Source organism: Rhodococcus sp. AQ5-07, from assembly GCF_009707305.1.
GTDB lineage: Bacteria > Actinomycetota > Actinomycetes > Mycobacteriales > Mycobacteriaceae > Rhodococcus_F > Rhodococcus_F erythropolis.
This window is the reverse complement of record NZ_CP046099.1, coordinates 4,648,784-4,670,402: the sequence shown is the minus strand read 5'-3', so window position 1 is coordinate 4,670,402 and position 21,619 is coordinate 4,648,784. Positions and strand designations below refer to the sequence as shown.

Genomic DNA, 21,619 nt, shown 5'->3' with positions numbered 1-21,619 from the left:
CTACCGGAGAAACGCGGCAGCGACGCCGGCATCGACCGGGATGTGCAATCCGGTGGTGTGACTGAACTCGTCTGATGTGATCATCGCGGCGGCGTTGGCGACGTGTTCCGGAAGGACTTCACGCTTGAGAAGGGTTCGCTGCGCGTAGAACTCACCCAGCTTCTCCTCGTCGACTCCGTAGACAGCAGCTCGCTTGGCGCCCCAGCCGCCGGCGAATATTCCGGATCCACGCACAACTCCGTCGGGATTGATGCCGTTGACTTTGATGCCGTGCTCGCCGAGTTCGGCAGCGAGCAAGCGAACCTGGTGGGCCTGATCGGCTTTGACCGCGCTGTACGCGATGTTGTTCGGCCCGGCGAACACCGAGTTCTTCGACGAGATATAGACGATGTCGCCGCCGAGGCCCTGATCGATCATCGCCTTCGCCCCGGCCTGCGCCACGAGGAAGCTGCCTTTGGCCATCACGTCGTGCTGCAGATCCCAATCCTGCTCGGTGGTGTCGAGAAGTGGTTTCGAAATCGACAGTCCGGCATTGTTCACCAGTAGATCCAGGCCACCGAAGGCCAGGAGTGCAGCGTTCACGGCAGCGTGGACTTGGGCGCTGTCGGTGACGTCGGCCTGCACGCCGATCGCGATGTCCGTGTTGCCGATAGCCTCCGCAGCAGCTCTGGCCTTCTCGCCGTCGAGATCGGCGATCACCACGCATGCGCCCTGGGCTGCCAGACGAGTCGCAATCGCTCGTCCGATTCCACTCGCAGCACCTGTCACCAACGCGATGCGGGAGGCATGCGAACGTTGTGCCGGCATCCGTTGAAGCTTCGCCTCTTCCAACGCCCAGTACTCGATCCGGAACTTCTCGCTCTCGTCGATAGGCGCGTAGGTGGACACGGACTCGGCACCCCGCATGACGTTGACGGCGTTGGTGTAGAACTCACCGGCGACGCGTGCAGTTTGTTTGTCCTTGCCGTAGGAGAACATTCCGACGCCGGGAACGAGAATGATCGCCGGGTCGGCTCCGCGGACGGGAGGAGTATCCGCGGTCGCATGGCGGTTGTAGTAGGCCAGATAATCCTTGCGATATGCCTCGTGGAGCTCGGTCAGACGGGCGATGTACTGGTCGATCGTCGCCGAAGTCGGGAGCTCGAGAACGAGCGGCTTGACCTTGGTCCGCAGGAAGTGATCAGGGCATGAGGTTCCCAATTCTGCAAGTGGTGCAAGCTTTTCGGAGGCAAGGAATTCGAGTACGACGTCGGCATCGCTGAAGTGCCCGACCATGGGCCGGTCGCGGGATGCGATCCTTCTCAGATGCGGGGCGAGCGCTGCGGCCCGCGCGCGCCTTTCGTCGACGGGCAGCGGTGCGAAACCGTCGACCGTTTCGCCGAACGGTGTGGCTGATCCGTTCTCGTCCAGATACCGCTGAGCGGTCTCGATGATCCACCGAGAATTGGCTTCGGCTTCATCGCTGGATGCACCCCACGCGGTGATTCCGTGACCGCCGAGGATGGTGCCTACCGCCTCAGGATGCGTCTTGTGAACCTCGGCGATGTCGAGGCCCAATTGAAAGCCCGGTCGGCGCCACGGAATCCACACGACTTTCTGTCCGAAGACGTTCTTGGTCAGTTGTTCCCCGTCGGCGGCGGTGGCAATGGCGATTCCGGAATCCGGATGTAGATGATCGACGTGGGCGGCACCGACGAGACCGTGCATCGCGGTGTCGATCGACGGAGCGGCGCCGCCCTTCCCGTGCAAGCAGTAGTCGAAGGCGGCGACCATCTCGTCTTCGTGGTCGACGCCGCGATAGACGTCGACAAGAGACCGCATCCGGTCCAACCGGAGTGTTGCCAAACCGTTTTCGGTCAGTGTACCGAGATCTCCACCGGACCCTTTCACCCACAGGAGTTCGACAGTATCGCCGGTGACGGGATCCGTGACGTGGCCCTTGGCCGAGGTGTTTCCACCTGCGTAGTTCGTGTTCCTCGGATCCGATCCGAGCCTGTTCGAACGGGCAAGCAGTTGCGCGACAGTGGTTTTCGTCGATTCAGTCATAGCGAGATTCAGGCTCCCCAACCGGCTTGGATTCCACCCGTCCGGGTGGAGTTGATGTGGTCTGCATATCCGCTTTCGCGGTATGCCTGCATGGGTTCGGCGGGAAGACCGCGAGATACGCGCCAATCTGCCAGGTCCGAACGGACGTCGGTGTAGAAGGCATCCATGAAGATCTCGTGTGCGCCGAGCACGTCACCGAGTTTCTCCGCCTCGGTGAGGGCGGCACGGTCGACGAGTAAGGCCCGGGTGGTCATCTCCTGGACGTTGAGGACCGAGCGTATCTGTCCGGGGATCTTTTCCTCGACGTTGTGGCACTGATCGAGCATGAATGCGACTTCGCTGTCGGGCCCGTATCCACCACCACGAATGACCTCGAACATGATGCGGAACAACTGAAATGGATCTGCAGCGCCGACGATCAGGTCGTCGTCCGCATAGAACCGCGAATTGAAATCGAAGGAGCCGAGACGGCCGAGGCGCAGTAACTGAGCAACGATGAATTCGATGTTGGTACCAGGTGCATGGTGTCCGGTGTCGAGGCAGACGAAAGCGCGCTCGCCGAGGGCGACGCTGTGAGCGTACGAGGTGCCCCAGTCCGGGACGTCGGTGGCGTAGAAGGCGGGTTCGAAGAACTTGTATTCGAGCACAAGTCGCTGATGCTCGGACAAACGGTCGTAGACCTGGCGTAGCGAATCGGCAAGTCGGTCCTGTCGATCACGCAGGTCGCCTTGGCCGGGATAGTTGGTGCCGTCCGGTAGCCAGATCTTCAGGTCGCGACTGCCGATGACATCCATGATGTCGATGCACTGATGCATGTGTGCGATTGCCTTCGCACGTACTCGTTCGTCGACATGTGTGAGGCTGCCGAACTTGTAGTCGTCATCCTGAAATGTGTTGGTATTGACGGTTCCCAGTCGCACTCCGAGGTTGGCAGCGTGGGTACCCAACTTGTCGAAGTCGTCGACGAGATCCCACGGAATGTGCAGAGCGACCGACGGTGCCAGTCCGGTCAGTTCGTGAACCTTGGCCGCGTCGGCGAGTTTTTCGTAGGGATCCCGAGGCGCGCCGGTGGAACCGAACACTTTGAATCGAGTTCCGGAGTTACCGAACGCCCACGAAGGCAATTCGATGGACTGGTCCGCGAGCGCTTCCGAGATTTCACTGAATGTAGGCATGCCGCTCCACTGAATCGAGAATGTTTGAATCGATTCAAATTATGTGATGGGCTCCACAACTGTCAACCCCGGTGCGTCTGAGTAGGGAGTAGTCGCTCAAAAGTGCGGCTGTAGTAAGCCCGTGTCAGTTCGTGGATCGTGACGAGCGACGGACGACTAGTTCGGGAGAGAAAAGTACCTGCTCATGGGTATGTTCGGGGTCCTCGACCTCACGAAAGAGGAGATTGGCCGCGGTCTCGCCCAAGAGTTTGCGTGGCTGGCGTACCGAGGTGAGTGGCACCGCTGCGGCTGCCGCGAACTCGATGTCGTCGTAGCCGACGATGGCCAGATCGTCCGGCACTCGAACTCCGAGGGCGACACATTGCTGAAGCAATCCGAGCGCCAACAGGTCGTTGGCGCAGAACACCGCAGTCGGGCGGTTCTTCGCGCTGAGGCCGAGAATGCGCTCGCCTGCCCCGATTCCCTCTGAGACTGTCAGCCCGGCGGTGTCGATTTCGATCAGGTGATCGGGTGAGAGCCCGGCTTCCGCAACGGCATTGAGTGCGCCCTCCCGCCGATCGCGGATCTGTCCGATCGAAGGCGGTCCGCCGACGAATGCGATGCTGGTATGGCCCATTTCGAGCAAATGCTCGACGGCCAGGCCGCCGCCCTCGACGTCGTCGACCGTCACCGAGCAGTGAGTCGGGCGTGCCCGACGTCGATCGACGATGACAACACGCGTTCCGCGCTTGGGTAACTCGTCGAGAATCGCGGACTCCGGGTCCATCGGCGTGATGAGTACCCCTTGAACTCGTTGTTGTTCCAACCTGTTCAGGTAAGTCAGTTCTCGTTCGGCTCGGTTGTTGCTGTTGCAGAGGAATACCGACAAGTCATGGGCCTCGGCAGCTTCCTCGATGCCTTTGGCGACGTCGGTGAAGAAGGGGTTGGCGCCGTCGAGCATGACGTACGCAAGCGTATTGCTGTGTCCCGCGCGTAGCTGACGTGCAGATTCGTTACGGACGAAGCCGAGCTCGGACATGGCTGCCTGCACCCGGGACCTAGTTTTGGCGCTGACCATTTCCGGACGGTTGAGGACATTGGAGACCGTGCCCATGGAGACGCCTGCCGCCGCAGCGACATCGCGCATGCCGATGACCTGGTTCGAAGACGACCGACCGTCGTGCACTGTCACCAAGACTCCTATTGAAACGATTGCGTTCAGTCCGCTGGACTGAGCCAGCCTACAAGGCCCTTGCGGCTGCATGATTCAGCAACGCCGAACCGCTGTGTGGTCGTGTATCGGGAAATCCTACGTGCACCTGCTGCGCATCGGAAGTAATTGTGGGGCTGGGACCTGCTTCGACTCTGCGACACGGCCTGCGCACGTTCGCGCGAGTCAGGACTCGCCGGCGATCGGGGCTGCCAAGCCTTGACTTCGACCGGTGCCGCTGCCTACTGTCACGAAGAAACGAATGAAACGATTAAACATCGCGATTCACCTAGCTCGGAACTGACCACACTTGCGAAATAATGCAACCTTCGAAAGCGCGAGGCATGAGCACCGACGAACCGACATCACTTCCTGCTCGATTGCAGACATTGGCACTCGAGGCACCGGACCGACTGGCTGTGACGGATGATCACGAGAGCGTCACTCGCAGTGAACTGGAGCGCCGCACGAATCAATTGGCACGCCGCTTCGCAGCGCTGGGGGTCACTGCCGGTTCGATGGTATCCATTGCGCTGCCCAACGGTGTGCGTCACATCGAATCATCCATCGCAGCATGGAAACTCGGAGCTGTTCCGCAACCACTCTCGGCCCGGCTGCCGGCCGACGAGCTGAGCCGGCTACTGGAAGTCGCGAATCCGTCGCTGGTGGTAGGGCTCGAGCCAGGTGATGGACGGGCTTGGATGAGCGCAAGCGCAGACGTGTCGGGCGAATCAGCTGAGCCGTTGCCGGACATGATCTCCCCGGCGTGGAAAGCTCCGACCTCAGGCGGAAGTACGGGAAGCCCGAAATTGATCGTGTCGGGGCAGGAAGCGAGCGCTGAAGCGGTGCTCGGTCGTGCCGATGCTCTGCGACTCAGGGTAGGCGGGGTCATGCTCAACACGGCGCCGATGTTCCACAATGCGCCCAACATGTTCTCGCTGATGGCTTTGTTGCAAGGGCAGCACGTGGTGCTGATGGATCGATTCGACGCTGAACGTACCCTTCACGCGATCGACCGATTCGGCGTCACCTGGCTCTACGTGGTCCCGACGATGATGGGCCGTATGCTGCGGCTTCCCGACGAGATCCGCAGCGCGGCCGATGTTTCGACGCTCGAAACCGTGTTGCATGTCGGGGCACCCTGTCCGCCTGTGGTCAAACGTGGGTGGCTCGACTGGATAGGCCCGGAGAAGGTCGTCGAGTTGTATTCGGGCGCAGAAGCCCAGGCGAACTGCATGATCGACGGCGTCAACTGGTTGACTCACCCGGGTTCGGTCGGGCCGGTACTGTCTGGCGAAATGACCATTCGGGACGAAGAGTTTCGCGAGTTGCCGAGTGGAACGGTCGGCGAGGTGTGGATGCGTCGGGCGCCCGGCACGCCTGAAACCTATCGATACGTAGGTGCGAAATCTCGTACTCACGGCGATTGGGAATCCCTGGGCGACCTGGGATATTTCGACGATGACAAGTTCCTCTATCTCACCGATCGCACGAGCGACATGATCTTGGTGGGTGGAGCCAACGTCTACCCGGCCGAGATCGAAGCTGCGCTCGCCGAACACCCGGCGGTGCTGACGTGCGCTGCGATCGGACTGCCCGACGAGGACCTCGGCAACGTCGTCCACGCGATCGTTCAGGTTGCAGACGAAACTGGCGCGGACGACCTTCTCGCACATCTGAAAGACCGCCTGGCGCCTTACAAGTTGCCTCGCTCGGTGGAGTTCAGTGAGACTCCGTTGCGAGACGACGCAGGCAAGGTGCGACGGGGCGCTCTACGCGATGCTCGTGTGCAGAAAAGGAATTCGCTCGACGGGTAGTCGGCCGAAAGAAGCGGGGTGCTGCTTGCCCTCATCGGCCAGCAGCACCCCGCAGTAGTTGCCGAACCTACGGCGCCAGCTCGTGGGATCCGGCCGCGAGTCTTTCGACGTCACCGCCAGGCCGTCGGAAGGAGACGGGGACCGGGCTGTGCACGGTAATCGTCGACTCGGTGCACTTCAAACGGATTGCACCGAACGGGGTGGGGCAGCTTCCCGAGAGCGCGGGCAGTAGATCGTAGCGAGGGGCGACGACTGCCGATCGGTATCCGGGTTCGGCTGGGCGAATCCCCAGGATATTGGTTATCAGTGCAGAAGTCGGCGAGGAACTCCAACCGTGGCAGGGTGTTCCGAATCCCCAGCACTCTGCGAAGGTCGAATTTCCCTCCCACAGCAATTCACTCCAATGGCGCACGCTTGTGAGAAGCGGCTCCATGGCGTTCATCCTTCCTAACGCCTCGTGCACCATCGCCTGGCCGAACGGTTCTGCTCGCGTGATTTGTGTCCTTGTGTCCCAGTCGATTTCCTGCCTGCCCTGCAGATGCATGAGACGTCGCTCCTTGGAGTAACCGCTGGCCCCACCGATCCAGTTGCGGTATACCGTCGCATCCTCGTCTGAAAGTGCTTTCGTCAGTGCGGAATAGCGTTCGGCCGGCGCAAATCCCGAGACGACAGCGGCAGCCTGACCCATTTGTGAACACGCATCCGGTGCGTTCTTTCCGTCGACATGGTCGATGTAGACGCCGCGCTCCTCATCCCAGAACGTTTCGAAACCGATACACAGCGAGTCGTATTCGTCGCGGGCCCATCGTGCATCGCCGTTGTTGCCGATTGCCTCGCTCAATTCGGCGAACTCGAGCAGCGCGCGGCCGAGTAAGCCGTTCACGATGGAACTGCATCCGTCGAGGAACACTGCCGACCAGTCGGTGAGTACCCACTCGGGCAGGTGACCGATCAGGTTTCGGTCCTCGATCTTGTAGGCGAGGAACCAGCGAAGAATGCGTTGAACGCTCGGTATTCGAGCATGAACGAAGGCGGTGTCGCCGGAGTAGCGGTAGTACAGGGACAAGCCGTGGATCCAATAGAGCGACCAGTCCGGAATCGTGATGTTGTCGATGAATTCGACATCGCCGGATGCGGCCATCGGTAGTAGACCGTCGGATCGGGGTGAGTCGCCGAGTTCGAGGCTTCGCCGTACCAGCCGCCAGTCGTCCGAACACGTCAAATGCGTGATCGCATGTACGTATGCGTCGCCCGCCCATGCCCGCTGCTCGCGCGTCGGACAGTCGATGAAGGCGTCATGAGAGTTCAACTCGACGGTGCGACGTCCGGCCCGATACAACTCGTTGATCTGTGCGTCCGCGCTGGTGAAGAAGTGGTCACCGGCGAGTGCGTACAGAAATTCGTCGACGTCGAACTGCTCGAGTGAGAATCGTGTCGGCTCTGTCGATTCCACGAGCAGTAGCGCGTATCGAAATCCGTTCACCTCGATCGCCTCGAACTTCGATTTGCCCGGTTCGGACCGCATCATACTGCCGGCCACGTGTGCTTCGCCCGAGTCGCTTTCGTAGCCGAATGCCTTCTCGAGAAGTGCTACCCGCACGGTCACCGAGTGTTCCGAGTCGACCAGGTAGTTGACCCGACCGGCGACTATTTCGCCCATGTCGACTTCGATGATCACCGGACTGTGCGGTTTCACTGTCAGTACATCGCGAGGGGTGTAGTTCTGTGTTCGGTATTGCTGGTGGCGCTCGAATATCTCACCGATCCGCCGAATCGGGGCCCCGGCCGTGAGCACGTCGGTTTCGAGCTGATCGACCGACGACATGGACTTCGCGTGGACGTTCTTCTCGCTGAGGGCGCCGATCGGTCTGGGGAGCATGCGTCCGTACGGCATCGTCGGTGGCTGCGAGCGGGCGAGCCCGCCCATGTGCTTGACCGTCTGAACGAGTGCGGGTACGGCCTCACGTGGCGGCGCGGTGGCGTCGAATGCTTCTAGGGGCAGTCGTGCGTCTGCGCCGAGATCGGTCGGCGCACTCCATTCGCCGAGTTCGCGTGCCGTCCAGGACTCGTCGGTCGCCAGCCAAAAGTCACCGATCCGGGCTTCGAAGACCGCTACTGCTTGATTGCCGAAGCCGGCCCCGCTACGCGCGGGTGCCCAGAAGGGATTGGGCTGTCCGTAGTAAGTGACCAGGAGTTCGATGCGGTTCGGTCCGGGCACCAGGAATTCAGCGAGGTCGTATTCGTCGTAGTGCAGGCGGTCTGCCTGTGATCTGACAGGGCCACGTCCGACGACTGCACCGCCCACTGTCAGTACGTATCGTGAATCTGCACTGACCCGGCACGGGGCATGGGTGACTGGAGTCGGCAGTTCGACTGTGGTGGCGAATTCCACGCGATGAAACGGATGCGGTGGTAGTGGCGGCTGGATTGGACCGACGACGATGTCTGTCTGTGCGCCGTTCGGGTGCGAGATCCAGTGGCCACGCCAATGCAGTGGAAAGCGTGGTGGAACGGTTATGGGGTTCAACGGAAGTCCTGTCCTGCGCAGTGCCGGCGGCAGATCGTGCCGAAGAGATGTGTGAGCGAGTGACTTTTCCGGATAATTGAAACGCTCCATAGTGCCTTCTGTCAAGAAATTTCCGCCCTTTTGGAGTCCATATATGCAGCTTGAACGGCGAATATGGAATTTCGTTCAAGATCTTGCCAAATGTGTCTCAGAACACGTATTGTTCGGCAACATTGATCGTTTCAAAAGTTCCGGTTCGCGCCGGGCAATCGGAGGTGGACATTGTTGTCGAGAACCCGTGCGGATGATTCCGGACCACGGCGGCCTGCGCCGAGGCGCAGGCTGAAGCGGCTCGTTCAAGGGGTTGCGGTGCTTGCCGCAACGTCGATGTTGGTCGCAGCCTGCGGTGGTGGAAGCAGCGAAAAGGACTCGACTGGAGGAACACTGACACTGGGTGTGGATGTGGCACCTCGATCCTGGGATCCGGCACAGCAAGTCAGCGCCGGAACGGGCGTGGTCCTGTGGCAGCCGGTTTACGACACTCTCCTCAAATACGCACCCGACGGCTCTATCGAGCCGAACGCCGCTGAATCGTTCTCATACAACGAGGATCGCACCGCTCTCACCCTGAAGTTGCGGGACGGGATGACGTTCACCGACGGCGCTGCAGTCGATGCCGCAGCTGCCAAGGCTTCACTCGAACACATGCGGGACAGCGCTGGACCGGACTCGGTACGCCTGGCCGGGGTCCAGGTGGTAGCCCTCGACGATCGAACTGTCGAACTGTCGACAGAACGCCCTAACGCGTTGCTTGCACAGTTCCTGACGTGGGCGCCCGGCATCCTGGCGAGCCCGGCGTCACTGGCATCGCCTGATCTCGCCACCAATCCCGTCGGAAGTGGCCCGTACACGTTCGTGAGCCAGGAGAGCACCAGCGGAACCTCGCTTGTCTACCAACGCAACCCGAACTATTGGAATGCAGATGCTTACCCGTACGACCGCGTCGTCATCCGCGTGATGGAAGACGAGACCGCGCGTCTCAATGCTCTGCGATCCGGGCAGATCGATGCCGGCCCGGTTTCGGCGGCGAATGCCGACCAAGCTGAATCGGCAGGGTTGACGCTGCTGGGAAATGCCGTCAACTGGAACGGCATGTTCATCATGGACCGCGACGGCAAGCAAGTTCCGGCGCTCGGGGATGTCCGGGTGCGCCAGGCCATGAACAAGGTCTTCGACCGTGACGCGATCGTCAAGGCTATCTACCAAGGACACGGCGTCGTCAACAACCAGATCTTCAACACGAACAGCGACGCGTACAAAGCGGACCTGCTTGCAGCATCGGCCTATGACGTTGAGGCCGCCAAGAAGCTCATGAACGAGGCGGGATACTCAGGCGGCTTCGATCTGACGATCCCGGAGATCCCCGGACGTACCGACATGCTCTCCCCGATCATCAAGCAGCAGCTGGGTCTGATCGGTATCGATGTGAATATCGAAAGCGTCCCGGCGACACAGTATCTCGACAAGTTCCTCAAGGGGGTTTACCCGGTGATCCCCTTCGGACTGCCCTCGGGCACTCCAGTAGCCGACGTTGATGCTTCACTGGCTCCGAACGCGATCTGGAACGTCTTCAAGACTCAGGATCCGAAGCTCACGCAACTCATCGCCGACCTGCAGGTTGCCCCCGAGGACAAGCAGAAAGAGATCGTGCAGTCGATCAACGAGTTCGTAACGGATCAGGCCTGGTTCAGCGTCCTGGCCTTCCCGGAAAGCTTCTGGGCGTTCAAGGGTGGCGTCTCCGCAGAGAAGATGACCGGAAACTCTGCACCCTATCTGTACACCTTCAAGTGAGTCGGCCCGTGCGTGGTCGCCGCAGAGTGGCGGCCACGCACGGGATACACCCGTACAAGCATCACGCTGGGCAGACCGCACTCCGAAATCACGAATTCCGAGGCACCATATGTTGAACTTCCTTGGGCGGAAACTGTTTTTCGCTCTCGTACTCTTCTTGGCAGTAACAGCTTTGACCTTCATGATGGTGTTCTCCAACGGAGCTGCCAGTGTGCGTCAGTCTCTGGGCGAGACCGCAACCGATGAACAAGTTGCCGCACGCGTGGCTCAACTCGGTCTCGATCGTTCGGTGGTACTTCAATATCTGGAATGGCTCAAAGGTTTGCTGTCCGGGGACCTCGGTGCCAGCTTCGCCACCGGCGAGAGCGTCAGTAGCATGTTGACGACGCGTATACCGGTGACGATCTCGCTGGTCGTGCTCGCTATCTTGCTGACTGCGGTCCTGAGCGTTGTCGTCGGCGTTTGTGCGGCGGTGTTCGGCGGGTGGGTCGACAAAGGCCTGCAGTTCCTTTCGATCGGCGGTCTCGCGCTCCCGAACTTCCTCGTTGCGATCGCTCTTGTCTTTGCTTTCGCCATTGCGATCCCGCTCTTCCCTGCGACCGGTTACGTGCCGATCGAGGAGAATGCAGGCGAATGGGCTGCATCACTGGTGCTCCCCGTGACCGCGATACTCGTCGGCCTGGTGGCAGGTTCGGCGCAACAGTTTCGCGGCTCCCTCATCGACACTCTCTCGCAGGACTACATCCGCACGCTTCGCTCGCGCGGCGTATCCGAGCGGGCGATCGTTCTTCGCCATGCACTGCGAAATGCTGCCAGTCCGGGACTGACAGTTCTCTCTCTCCAGACCATCGGACTTGTTGGTGGAGCGGTCCTGATCGAAAGAATCTTTGTTTTGCCCGGCGTGGGGCAGTTGACGCAGACTGCGGCGATCACCGGCGATCTTCCTGCCGTCATGGGTTGTGTCGTTTTCAGCGTGCTGGTGGTCATCGTCGTCAATGTCTGCGCCGATCTGCTCAACGGCTGGATCAACCCGAAGGTGAGGATTTCGTGAGCACTGACTCGATCATGTCGGCCGGTCCGGCATCGACGGCGCCGACAAACAAGTCGGTTTGGCGACGGCTTCTGAAGAACCCGATGGCGGCGGGCTCGCTTGTTGTCTTCATCGCCATCGTGATCTTCGGGGTTGCCGCACCCTTGCTTGCCCCGTTCGACCCCAATCTCGCCAAACTCGAACTGACGAATGCGGCACCGTTCGACACGGAATTCCTGCTCGGTGGTGACCGCTCGGGTCGAGACATTCTCTCCCGCTTGATGTACGCAACGACCGGCACTTTGATGGCATGCCTCGTGGTTCTCGCCGTCTCGGCTGGCATCGGCATCGTGACGGGCCTGGTGGCAGGCTACTGGGGTGGTCGGATCGACGATGTTCTCGACTGGGTTTCGAACATCGTGCTGGCATTTCCGGGACTCATTCTTCTCATCTCGCTCTACACCGTCGTGGGGCCGAACATCACTGTCTCCATGGCGATTCTGGGCGTGCTCATTGCCCCCAATTTCTTCCGACTGGTCCGCTCCCTTGTCCTGAGTATCCGAAGTGAGTTGTACGTCGACGCCGCCAGAGTCGCGGGCTTGTCCGACGGGAGGATAATTTCGCGGCATGTCCTGCGTTCGATCCGTGGGCCACTGATCGTGCAGAGCTCATTCGTTCTGGCGACAGGTATCTCGGTTCAGGCGGGGCTGGAGTTTCTCGGATTGGGAGACAGCAACACACCGTCTTGGGGTGGAATGCTCAACGAAGCGTTCGCGAACATCTACAACAACGGCACCGCCGTCGTCTGGCCGGCCCTGCTCATCGGTGCAACCACACTCTCGTTGGTGATCCTCGGAAATACACTGCGCGACACACTCGAAACGTCGGGCACCCGCCATCCAGCTCTGTCGGCGTCGAAGGTGAAAGAGATCCGGGCCGAGCGCGAGGGCACCCGTGAGCGGTCAACCGCGCTCCCTACCGACACGAAGCCGAAGTCCGACGTCCTGCTGCGGATCCAGGGACTCGAACTGGGGTACCCCTCGTCGAGTGAGACGGTCGGTGTTGTGGTTCACGGAGTCGATCTCGAGGTGAGGAGCGGCGAAATACACGGTCTGGTCGGTGAATCGGGCTCGGGTAAGTCTCAGATCGCCTACTCGATTCTGGGTATCCTTCCTCCGGAAGCCGCAGTGGTCGGTGGATCCGTGTTCTTCCGTGGGCAGGACATTCTCAATGATTCGAATGCGATGAAGAAGGCGCGTGGCCGGCGTATCGCGTACATCCCGCAAGAGCCCATGACCAACCTGGACCCCACCTTCACGGTTGGGCAACAACTCACCTACGGCCTGCGTGCTGTCGCCGACATCAGCAAACACGATGCGCACGCACGGTTGCTCGATCTCCTTGCACGCGTGGGAATCAACGATCCACGTCGGATGTTCGATCTGTATCCGCACCAGATCTCCGGTGGTATGGCTCAACGTGTGCTGATCGCCGGCGCCCTCGCCGGTGAACCTGAGCTCATCGTGGCGGACGAGCCGACAACGGCACTGGATGTCACCGTTCAAGCCGACGTCCTCGACCTTCTTCGTGATCTGCAGAACGAGCGCGATTTCGGAGTTCTTCTGGTGACGCACAATTTCGGGGTCGTGGCAGATATTTGTGATCGTGTGAGCGTGATGAAGGAGGGTCGCATAGTGGAAAGCAGTGACGTACTTACATTGTTCGCTGAACCGGAGCACGAATACACCCGAATGCTGTTGGACTCCATGCCTGACCGGTTCGCCAGTCGGATCCCGTTCGAGGCCACGTCAGTCGAGGTGGCGCCGTGAGCGACTCGACCGTATCTACCCCGTTGTTGTCGATCAGGGATCTCGATGTCCGCTACCCGGGTCGAACTTTCCGATCGCCGGAAGCTCACGTGATCAAGAACGTCTCGCTCGACCTACATGCGGGCGAGACGGTCGGATTGGTCGGTGAATCCGGTTCAGGGAAGACAACTCTGGGCCGCGCGATCCTGGGACTGGCTCCGGTCAGTGGTGGGACCATCCACATGGGCAGCCGAGACATCAGCCGTTTGGGCCGCAAGGAACGACGCTCCATCGCCAATTCCATCCAGGTGGTGTTCCAGAACCCCTATTCGTCGCTCAACCCGTCGATGACAATCGAGGACATCCTCGCTGAACCTTTGCTTGCGAGCGGGCAGAAGGCAGGCCGGGAAATGGTGCGGTCGTTGCTGGACCAGGTGCATCTTCCGGCAGACGCGGGCGCCCGTACCGCCCGCGAGTTCTCCGGTGGACAGCGGCAGCGAATCGCGATCGCACGTGCACTCGCCCTGTCTCCGAGCGTGCTGATCTGCGACGAACCCACAAGTGCGCTGGACTTGTCGACCCAGGCGAAGGTCTTGGATTTGCTCGTCGAGATTCAGGAAGAAAAGGGGATTGCCTACCTGTTCATCACTCACGATCTCGCTGTCGTTCGCGCAGTCAGTCACCGAATCGCGGTGATGCTCAACGGTGAGATAGTCGAAGTAGGTGACGCGGAGCAGGTCTCAGACCGGCCGGCGCACCCGTACACGCAGAAGCTGCAGATGTCAGCACCGGTGGCAGATCCCGTCGAGCAGAAGGCCCGACGCGAGCGTCGCCGTGAGTTCGCCCGCAGTGAGCGGGCAACGAGCCTCTGAGAATGCGTTGTCGAATGCAATAGCCGGCGCCCGAAACGATTGGTTCGAAATCTTTTCGGCGCCAGAGACGGAAGGAACCTCCATGAGGGCCGACGGCACCTCAGTCGAATAACGATGCTCGACGCGAGTTTCTGATCCCGACAAGAGTATCCGAAGCGACCGTGTTTCCAGTCAGGGAATTATCTTCCGAGCCTGCAGATTGGCGAAGATGTCGAGGAACATCGCTTCGGTGTCGACGTGGCGGTGAAATCCGAACCGCCGAGCTTTCGATCCGTCAGCGAAAAAGTCGTAGTCCCATCCGAATACGAAGTCACCGAACCCCCAGGACGAGACATCGGAATACGGGGTCCGAGCAAGTTGGTGTTCCTCGACGAGTTCATCCCACACCGACTCCTTGTCCGCCATTGCGACATCGAGGGACATCGGGAGCGGAGGTGCGACGTCCATGTCGAAGAAGGCTGCGATCTTCGGCCACATCTCCTGCCAGCGAAACAGGTCGCCGTTGTTGATGTTGAACGCCTGATTTGCGCACTCGGGATTGGTCGCGGCCCAGACCGTTGCCTCGGCCAGGAGTCCGGCGTCGGTCATCTCGATCAAGCTGGTGTACGCGCCGGGTTTGCCGGGAAACCGGAGTGGGGCACCCAGTTTCTTCGAGATGGTCGCGTAGACGGCGATGACCATCGCGAGGTTCATCGGGTTGCCCAACGCGAATCCGGAGACGACCGAGGGTCTGATCGCCGACCACGTCCACGACTTGCCGAGCTGCCTGCGTTCGAGGAACTGCTGTTGGTCGACGTTGAACTCGGGTGGCATGTGCGGTGGATCGCTCTCGCGGGCCGGAGTTTTGAACGGTCCGAGATGTGCCCCGTAAACCTTGTAGCCCTGCATCAGGCTGACGTGCTCGAGTCCGCCGGCAACGGGTTCGATGGCGTCGAGAGTGTTGACCAGCATCGCCAAGTTGGGCGGAACCAGCTCGGCCCATGTCGGGCGGTCTTGATAGGCGGCGTAGAAGACGTGGGTGACGTCGTCCAGTCCGCTCAGTGCCGCTGCAGTCCGGGAAGGATCGAGCAGGTCGACTGCGATGTGTTCGACCCGGTCGGTGTTCGTGCCGCCTCGGCGCGAGAGTCCGATGATCTTCCATTCGCCGGTTGATTCGAGGTGATCGATCAAGTTCCCACCGATCACACCTCGGGCTCCGACCACGAGTGCGACTTTATTGTGATGCACCATTTCAGCCTCCCATTGGAATATCGCGATGTTGCGATATAGGGAGTGAACCATATATATCGGCATTTCGCGATCTAGCGGTATGATCTCGAGCATGGAAGACGCAACAACCGAGTGGGAAACGGCGTTCAAGGCGCTGGCCAACCCGATGCGTGTACAAATCCTGCAGTGGTTGAAAGACCCCGGGAGCTTTCCCCCTCAGCTCGAGCCTGCCGAGGAGGTCGGAGTGTGCCTCAAGCACATACAAGCGAGGGCGAAGGTGTCGCAATCGACTGCGTCTCAGTACATGGCCGCACTCCAGGCCGCGGATCTGGTCACCACCACACGAATCGGCCAGTGGAGGCATTACAAACGAAACGAGCAACAGATCGAGAAGCTTGCTGCATTCATCAGGCAGGGCTTGTAGGTACCAGCACCTGACCGATCCCTCCGGAACCGCGGACGTTGTGGCAAAACCTCACATCGCCGGAGCCGTCGGTATGTGCATTGTGGTCGTTTCTCGGGTTGCTTACTGTCCTTACGCTCGGCAGAGGAGTCCGGTGAGGAGAGGCGTGCGATGAGTCGTGAGAGCTGGGTGGGCCGTGATGCCCGATCCATCGCCGAGGCCGTGCGGTCGGGTCAGGCGTCGGCGCGGACCGTCGTCGAAGAACATCTCGCACGGGTCGACGAATGCAACGGCGAACTCAACGCACTGGTCACCGTGTGCGCCGAGGACGCGCGTGCGGCCGCAGACAGCCTGGACGAACGACGCCTTCACGGCGAGACACTCGGCCCACTTGCCGGGGTTCCGTTCACGGTCAAGGACCTGATCGCCACAGCCGGCGTGCGTACCACCGCCGGTTCTCGCACTCTGGCGGACAACGTCCCGGCCGTCGACGCCCCGGCCGTCGCCGCGTTCAAGGCTGCCGGCGCAATCCTGATCGGCAAGACCAACACGCCGGAATTCGGCGCGTGCGGCCTGACGCGCAACGAACTGTTCGGAACCACGGCCAGCCCGGTGCGACCGGACGGCGTCGTCCGGTCCCCCGGCGGATCGAGTGGCGGCGAGTCCGCGTCGGTTGCTGCCGGAATGAGCGTGCTCGGACTCGGTACGGATTTTGGTGGCTCGGTGCGTTGGCCCGCCCACTGCACCGGCCTCACTTCGGTTCGCCCGACGCTCGGCCGTGTCGACCCGGAAGGGCAATACCCCGGCGTGCTTTCGGATGGACGGGTACTCGCCAATCCGGCGACGATGCACGGCACGATCCAGACCATCGGCCCACTGGCCCGCAACCTCGGTGATGCGACGCTTGCGCTGCGCGTCCTGTCGAAGCCGTATCTCGCGTGGACCGAGCCGGACTCGGTCGACGTCGAACACCTCGACATCCGCTGGGCACCCGGCGAAGGGACCATGCCTGTCGACGAAAAAATCCTGTCGGCGGTTCGCTCGGTGGCGAACAGCCTGGACGCGAGCGAGTACGACGGTCTGGCTCTGCCGCGGGCCAACGCGCTTTTCGGCGCGTTGCGATCGGTCGAGACCCATGCGGACATCCACTCTCTTGCCGCGGGTTCAGCGCACTCTTTCGACGCGGACATCACCGCCATGCTTGCGGCAGGCCATGATCGGAGTTCCGCCGAGGTGGAAGCGCTGTGGGCGGATCGCGCGGTGTTGATCACCGACTTCCTCGGCGAGGTGGGCGACGTCCTGATTCTGCCGGTTGCGTCGGTGCTCGCTCCGCCGCTCGGTGTGGAGAGCTTCGAGGTGGGCGGTCGCAAACTCACGTGGATGGACGCGCTCGCGAGTTGCCGGGCGATCAGTGTGCTCGGCCTTCCGTCGGTCGTGGTTCCGGTAGGACTCTCCCGCGACGGTTTACCGATCGGAGTGCAGGTGGTGGCGCGACCGTTCCACGAGCATGTTGCGCTGTCCGTGGCGGCGCGAATCACGTCGAATGCGCAAGCTCTAGTCTGACTTCCATCTTTCGGTTTCGGCTGCGAAACGTGTTGCGTACGAGTCGGCCAGGTCGTGAAGCGTGGTGACGCAGTCGCCGTAGTACGTCGGTGCATGCATGGTAGCCAGAATCCGCGGCTCGAGGTCGGCCAGGGCGCGGATCGTGGGTTCGAGATCCGGGGTGAGGCAGGTGGCGTGGCCCAAGTCCTCGGCTTCCAAAGCGGGACCGACGATTTCGTGCTCGGTGGTCGCGGGGTGGTGCCCGAACGCTGTGAAGAGGTCTCCGCAGAACAGTGTGGACGTCGTCTCCTCGAACATCAGGCCCGCGTCCCAACCGTGCGGGACGTGCGGGGTGTCGATGTGCCGAACGCGGCGCCTGCCGGTTTCGAGGACGTCGCCGTCCTGCAAGGGAAGTGGCGCCCGATCGGCCAGATCGTTGACCTGAACGAAGCACCCCATCGCGCCGTGCGCCACTTGTGCTTCGGGGGCCGCCGCAAGCCAGGAGTTCATGGACCCGCACTCGTCGGCCTCGACGTGACCGAACGTGATCCATTTCAGACGGTCGATGTCGATCAGCGTGGAGAGTGCGTCGGAAGCTGAGGTGAACAACGCTCGCTGCCCGGTGTGGAAGAGCAACGGTTCCTCGCCGTCGACGAGAAACTGGTTCATCGTGAGGTTCGCTTCGTCCACGAAGGTCGACAGTCGGTAGATGTCCGGCGCGATTTCGGTGATCGTGGTGGTCATCGCTGTGCTCCGATCAGGGCTGTTGTGCACGTCAATCTGTCTTCTCCAGCCTTCTCGCCGCCCCGCGCCTGCACAAGGCTCTGGAATAGTGGAGGACGTGTTCGTACTACTGCTGACAGGCCCGCCGGGCGCGGGGAAGAGTTCCGTGCTGACCGCGCTTCACGATCGACTCGGCGAGGCCGGGGTGAGCAACGCGATGATCGAGGTGGACGAACTCGAGCGGTGCTACCCGCCGCTGGGAACCGAGCGGGCAATCGCACACGTCGGGATGTTGTGCGCGTCGTACCGGGAAGCGGGGTACGAACTCCTGTTCCTCACGGCGACCGTCGAAGACGACGACTACGGGCATGCCTTGCTGGCCGCGACCGGCGCCGAGGGGTACCTGCTGGCGCGCCTCGAGGCCGATCCGGATACGTTGCTCGCCAGAATCGTCGAACGTGAACCGGCCGGCTGGGCCGGGCTGGACGATCTGGTGGAAGCGTCACAACTGCTGGCCGGTTCGATGCCGACGCTCAGTGGGGTCGACGTGGTTCTGAGCACAGAAGGCCGCGATCCCGAAAGTGTTGCCGATGATCTGGAAGCGGCTCTGCGAGAACGCAGTCCAGCGCTCTTAGCCGTCGGTGTTCAGAGCGGTGACCACTGAAGCGAACATCGTCGATTTGATTGCCCCAAGTGTGCCCGCATTCTTCGGGCCGATCGGCGCAACCATTTCGATGGCCTTCGCGGTCAAAGCATCGACGGATGCGGTGAAGTCCACCAAACCGGCTGCGAATGCGTCACTTCCGCCGTATCGCCGCCCCGTGGTCATGGCGACGATTGCCGACGCCGGGCTGAGCTTGGCCTGGATGAGAGCTGCCATTCCTTCGGTGAAGGGGATGTTGATGTCCACCTCCGGGAAGCAGTAGTAGCCGCGATCATCGCGCATGACGCGGTAATCGTGCGCGATGCCGAGCATGGCGCCCGCTCCGAAGGCGTGGCCGTTGATCGCCGCGACGGTGGGCATGGGGAACGTCAGCATCCGGGCGAACAGCGACTGCACCTGTTGCACATACCACTTCGCCTTGTCGCCGTTCGCGCCCAGCCAGTCGAGGTCGAGTCCGTTGGAGTAGAACTTGCCCGTCGCCGTGGTGACCAGGGCGTGTGCGCCTTCGCTCAGAGCCTGGTCGAGTAGCTGGTCGACGGAATCGAGCCAATCCGGCGAGAATCGATTCTCGTCCTCGCCGAGATCGAGAACGGCGATCTTGTCTTCGAAGCGCAGAGTTGCGGTCATGATTGACCTTTCCTGTTGCGGGGCTTGGGCAGTGGTGGGTCGAGATGCAGAACCGCTCGAACGGCGGCATCCAACCGCGCGCGTGCTGCGGCGTCGGGGACTCGCCAACCGTCGGCGCGTTTGGCGGGATGAATGAGCAGCCCGGTAGGCAGGCCGACAACACAGGCTTCGATTGCTTCGACGGCTCGGCCGTCCTTGCGGCCCCAGAGCGCGGTCGACAACCGGATGAACAAGTCGACCAGAGACCGGTCGAGTTGTGTGAGTTTCTCGGCGATGTCGGCAGGGACGTCGGTGCCGAGCAGTTCGTCGCGCTGAATCGTCAGCAGCAGCAACGCGGATTGTGGGTAGTCGAGCGCGAAGACGGCCGGAACTTCGGCGGCTGCGACGACGGCGGAAACCGCGGAGGTCGGCGCGGGGTCCGCGAGAGCGTCGTCCACTCTCGATTGCTGAAGCGCGAGAAATCGTTGCGCGGCACGCAGCCACGCGCTACCGACCAGTCCACTGCGAGAGCCGAATGCGTGATAGATCGCCCCGTTGGATACACCGGTGGCGTCGGAGACCGCCCTGACCGTGACAGCGCTCGGCCCGGCAGTGGCGGCAAGTTTTTCGGCAGCGTCGAGCAGCGTGTCGAGATCGTGGACGCGTGGCCGAGGCATGAACGCACAGTAACAGAGCGTCTGCTCTGTTACTAGTGTGCGGTCAGATCACCGAATTTGCGCGAAGATCCTCGATCTCCTCCGGGCGCAGGCCGAAGTCGGTGAGTACGCCGTCGGCGTCACCGCCGAGAGTCATGGGTGGCGCATTCCTGACGGGAAGGGTCTTGCCGTCCACCCAGAACGGTCCGCGGACAACGGGAATCGATGTTCCGTCGGCGCTCTGGGTCTGCTCGACCATCTGCAATGCCTCGACCTGCGGGTCGGAGAACACCTGATCGATCGAATGAATCGGGCCGCAGGGGATTCCGGCACCGCGGATCTCGGCGATCCACTGTGCGGCGCCCTTCGTGGTCAGTAGGTCCTCGAGTTCTTTGGTCAGTTGGTCTCGGTGCGCCAAACGTTCTTTACCCGTGGCATATTCGGCACGGAAGGCGAGATCGGGGTCGCCGATAACCGAGCACAGCGCGATCCAGTGCTTGTCCGAGCCGGTGGCAATGTTGATCGGGAAGTCGGCAGTGTCGAAAGCGCCGTACGGCGTGATCGTCGGGTGCGTATTGCCGTTCGGCGTCGACACCCGCCCGGTGCTCAGGTAGTCCTGCGCCTGGAAGGTCATGATCGAGATCGCGGATTCCAGCAATGAGGTCTGCACGCGGTGCCCACGACCGTCGCGACCGCGCGAAGCCAGCGCCGCCGTGATACCCAGCGCCGCGTAGATGCCCGAGACCGTGTCGATGATGGGGATACCGACCCGCATCGGGGTCTGTTCCCCGGCGCCGGTGACCGACATCAACCCGGACATGCCCTGGGCCACCTGATCGAGTCCGGGCGCGAACTGGTCAGGGCCCACCGGGCCGAAACCACTGATGCTCATCACGACGAGACCCGGATTCTCCTGCTCGAGCGAATCGGGATCGAGCCCCATGTCGGCCAGTACTCCCGGACGGAAATTCTCGACCAGCACATCCGCGTCGAGGGCCAGGCTGCGAAGCAGTTTCCGTCCGCGGTCACTGCGCATGTCGATGGCGATCGACCTCTTGCCGCGGTTCACGGAAGCGAAGTAGAGGCTTCGATCGCCGTCGAACGGCGGCCACTGACGCGAACTGTCGCCGGAGCCACGGGTTTCGACCTTGACCACGTCGGCGCCGAAGTCCGAGAGCAGCGACGTGCACAGAGGGCCCGCGAGAGCGCGGGTGAGGTCGAGAACTTTGATACCGCTGAGCAATTGGTCCATGGGAGAAACCTCGGTTCTGTGGTGTGCAACGTCGCCCACTCGATCCGTCGCACCATCTGCGTGAATTACCGCTGCAGTGATCGTCGGAGAGGGGAAGAATGAAGGTCAGGCCTGCTTTCGGCTGGGCTCGGTGACAACACTGGTCGAGAGCGCACGGTGATGCGACGGCGACATTGCACAACTGCAGGGCCCGGATTTAGGCGCATTGTGTGACAGGCAGGATTGCGGTGGGCCGATACCGTGAACTCTCTACGGACGGCGATGCAAGCG

17 protein-coding genes are annotated in these 21,619 nt (G+C 61.6%); 8 read left to right on the top strand and 9 right to left on the bottom strand.

What is annotated here, in order from left to right; translation table 11 throughout:
- From GJB56_RS21795 to GJB56_RS21785, 3 genes are all read right to left on the bottom strand, one after another.
- Complete coding sequence (locus GJB56_RS21795; RefSeq protein ID WP_162793415.1) at window positions 1–2,046, bottom strand: bifunctional aldolase/short-chain dehydrogenase; 2,046 nt, start codon at window positions 2,044–2,046, stop codon at window positions 1–3.
- 8 nt (window positions 2,047–2,054) lie between these two features.
- Entirely contained in the window at window positions 2,055–3,221 is a 1,167-nt protein-coding gene (gene rhaI / locus GJB56_RS21790; protein WP_113682852.1) for an L-rhamnose isomerase, read from the bottom strand.
- A gap of 124 nt (window positions 3,222–3,345) precedes the next feature.
- Window positions 3,346–4,347 (bottom strand): LacI family DNA-binding transcriptional regulator, encoded by a 1,002-nt coding sequence (locus tag GJB56_RS21785; RefSeq protein ID WP_113682906.1) that lies wholly within the window; start codon window positions 4,345–4,347, stop codon window positions 3,346–3,348.
- 407 nt (window positions 4,348–4,754) lie between these two features.
- Between GJB56_RS21785 and GJB56_RS21780 the strand changes: the two genes are divergently transcribed.
- Window positions 4,755–6,227 carry an AMP-binding protein gene (locus tag GJB56_RS21780; RefSeq protein WP_113682851.1) on the top strand — a complete coding sequence of 491 codons (1,473 nt, stop codon included), beginning with the start codon at window positions 4,755–4,757 and terminating at the stop codon, window positions 6,225–6,227.
- A gap of 67 nt (window positions 6,228–6,294) precedes the next feature.
- Here GJB56_RS21780 and GJB56_RS21775 read toward each other — a convergent pair whose 3' ends face one another.
- The gene (locus GJB56_RS21775) at window positions 6,295–8,619 is read right to left on the bottom strand and encodes an alpha-L-rhamnosidase-related protein (protein WP_162793414.1); all 2,325 of its coding nucleotides are present in this window, start codon (window positions 8,617–8,619) and stop codon (window positions 6,295–6,297) included.
- A 483-nt stretch (window positions 8,620–9,102) separates the two neighbouring features.
- Between GJB56_RS21775 and GJB56_RS21770 the strand changes: the two genes are divergently transcribed.
- The 4 genes from GJB56_RS21770 (at window position 9,103) to GJB56_RS21755 (ending at window position 14,294) form a co-directional block, all read left to right on the top strand.
- Entirely contained in the window at window positions 9,103–10,584 is a 1,482-nt protein-coding gene (locus GJB56_RS21770) for an ABC transporter substrate-binding protein (RefSeq protein ID WP_113682849.1), read from the top strand.
- A 157-nt stretch (window positions 10,585–10,741) separates the two neighbouring features.
- Window positions 10,742–11,635, top strand: coding sequence for an ABC transporter permease (locus GJB56_RS21765; RefSeq protein ID WP_205318835.1), 894 nt, complete (start codon window positions 10,742–10,744; stop codon window positions 11,633–11,635).
- The gene (locus GJB56_RS21760) at window positions 11,632–13,443 is read left to right on the top strand and encodes a dipeptide/oligopeptide/nickel ABC transporter permease/ATP-binding protein (protein WP_205318834.1); all 1,812 of its coding nucleotides are present in this window, start codon (window positions 11,632–11,634) and stop codon (window positions 13,441–13,443) included. The genes GJB56_RS21765 and GJB56_RS21760 overlap by 4 nt, the downstream gene beginning before the upstream one ends.
- Entirely contained in the window at window positions 13,440–14,294 is an 855-nt protein-coding gene (locus GJB56_RS21755; protein WP_113682847.1) for an ATP-binding cassette domain-containing protein, read from the top strand. Before GJB56_RS21760 ends, GJB56_RS21755 begins: the two co-directional genes overlap by 4 nt.
- Window positions 14,295–14,465: 171 nt before the next feature.
- Here GJB56_RS21755 and GJB56_RS21750 read toward each other — a convergent pair whose 3' ends face one another.
- Entirely contained in the window at window positions 14,466–15,524 is a 1,059-nt protein-coding gene (locus GJB56_RS21750) for an SDR family oxidoreductase (protein WP_113682846.1), read from the bottom strand.
- Between the two features lie 91 nt (window positions 15,525–15,615).
- Here GJB56_RS21750 and GJB56_RS21745 point away from each other — a divergent pair, with 91 nt between their 5' ends.
- Together GJB56_RS21745 and GJB56_RS21740 are read left to right on the top strand one after the other, a co-directional pair.
- On the top strand, window positions 15,616–15,927 hold the full coding sequence (locus tag GJB56_RS21745; RefSeq protein WP_007735219.1) for an ArsR/SmtB family transcription factor: 312 nt from the start codon (window positions 15,616–15,618) through the stop codon (window positions 15,925–15,927).
- Between the two features lie 150 nt (window positions 15,928–16,077).
- Window positions 16,078–17,469, top strand: coding sequence for an amidase (locus GJB56_RS21740; protein WP_113682845.1), 1,392 nt, complete (start codon window positions 16,078–16,080; stop codon window positions 17,467–17,469).
- On the opposite strand, the gene GJB56_RS21735 is transcribed toward GJB56_RS21740, so the two are convergent.
- Entirely contained in the window at window positions 17,461–18,192 is a 732-nt protein-coding gene (locus tag GJB56_RS21735; RefSeq protein ID WP_020909757.1) for a hypothetical protein, read from the bottom strand. The genes GJB56_RS21740 and GJB56_RS21735 overlap by 9 nt on opposite strands.
- A gap of 97 nt (window positions 18,193–18,289) precedes the next feature.
- Between GJB56_RS21735 and GJB56_RS21730 the strand changes: the two genes are divergently transcribed.
- Complete coding sequence (locus tag GJB56_RS21730; protein WP_230091044.1) at window positions 18,290–18,835, top strand: hypothetical protein; 546 nt, start codon at window positions 18,290–18,292, stop codon at window positions 18,833–18,835.
- On the opposite strand, the gene GJB56_RS21725 is transcribed toward GJB56_RS21730, so the two are convergent.
- The 3 genes from GJB56_RS21725 to GJB56_RS21715 are packed head-to-tail and all read right to left on the bottom strand — an operon-like array spanning window position 18,803 to window position 21,349.
- Window positions 18,803–19,462: an enoyl-CoA hydratase-related protein gene (locus GJB56_RS21725; RefSeq protein WP_020909755.1), complete on the bottom strand. Its 660-nt coding sequence runs from the start codon at window positions 19,460–19,462 to the stop codon at window positions 18,803–18,805. The genes GJB56_RS21730 and GJB56_RS21725 overlap by 33 nt on opposite strands.
- The gene (locus GJB56_RS21720) at window positions 19,459–20,118 is read right to left on the bottom strand and encodes a TetR/AcrR family transcriptional regulator (RefSeq protein WP_021346115.1); all 660 of its coding nucleotides are present in this window, start codon (window positions 20,116–20,118) and stop codon (window positions 19,459–19,461) included. The genes GJB56_RS21725 and GJB56_RS21720 overlap by 4 nt, the downstream gene beginning before the upstream one ends.
- A gap of 43 nt (window positions 20,119–20,161) precedes the next feature.
- On the bottom strand, window positions 20,162–21,349 hold the full coding sequence (locus tag GJB56_RS21715) for a CaiB/BaiF CoA transferase family protein (RefSeq protein ID WP_020971408.1): 1,188 nt from the start codon (window positions 21,347–21,349) through the stop codon (window positions 20,162–20,164).
- Window positions 21,350–21,619 lie beyond the last annotated feature (270 nt).

Bases quoted from the DNA above. Each gene is read 5' to 3' on its own strand.
- GJB56_RS21780 (WP_113682851.1), top strand. From the start codon at position 4,755: ATGAGCACCGACGAACCGACATCACTTCCTGCTCGATTGCAGACATTG.
- GJB56_RS21750 (WP_113682846.1), bottom strand. From the start codon at position 15,524: ATGGTGCATCACAATAAAGTCGCACTCGTGGTCGGAGCCCGAGGTGTG.
- GJB56_RS21720 (WP_021346115.1), bottom strand. From the start codon at position 20,118: ATGCCTCGGCCACGCGTCCACGATCTCGACACGCTGCTCGACGCTGCC.
- GJB56_RS21795 (WP_162793415.1), bottom strand. From the start codon at position 2,046: ATGACTGAATCGACGAAAACCACTGTCGCGCAACTGCTTGCCCGTTCG.
- GJB56_RS21715 (WP_020971408.1), bottom strand. From the start codon at position 21,349: ATGGACCAATTGCTCAGCGGTATCAAAGTTCTCGACCTCACCCGCGCT.
- GJB56_RS21785 (WP_113682906.1), bottom strand. From the start codon at position 4,347: ATGCGCGATGTCGCTGCGGCGGCAGGCGTCTCCATGGGCACGGTCTCC.
- GJB56_RS21725 (WP_020909755.1), bottom strand. From the start codon at position 19,462: ATGACCGCAACTCTGCGCTTCGAAGACAAGATCGCCGTTCTCGATCTC.
- GJB56_RS21745 (WP_007735219.1), top strand. From the start codon at position 15,616: ATGGAAGACGCAACAACCGAGTGGGAAACGGCGTTCAAGGCGCTGGCC.
- rhaI (WP_113682852.1), bottom strand. From the start codon at position 3,221: ATGCCTACATTCAGTGAAATCTCGGAAGCGCTCGCGGACCAGTCCATC.
- GJB56_RS21735 (WP_020909757.1), bottom strand. From the start codon at position 18,192: ATGACCACCACGATCACCGAAATCGCGCCGGACATCTACCGACTGTCG.
- GJB56_RS21740 (WP_113682845.1), top strand. From the start codon at position 16,078: ATGAGTCGTGAGAGCTGGGTGGGCCGTGATGCCCGATCCATCGCCGAG.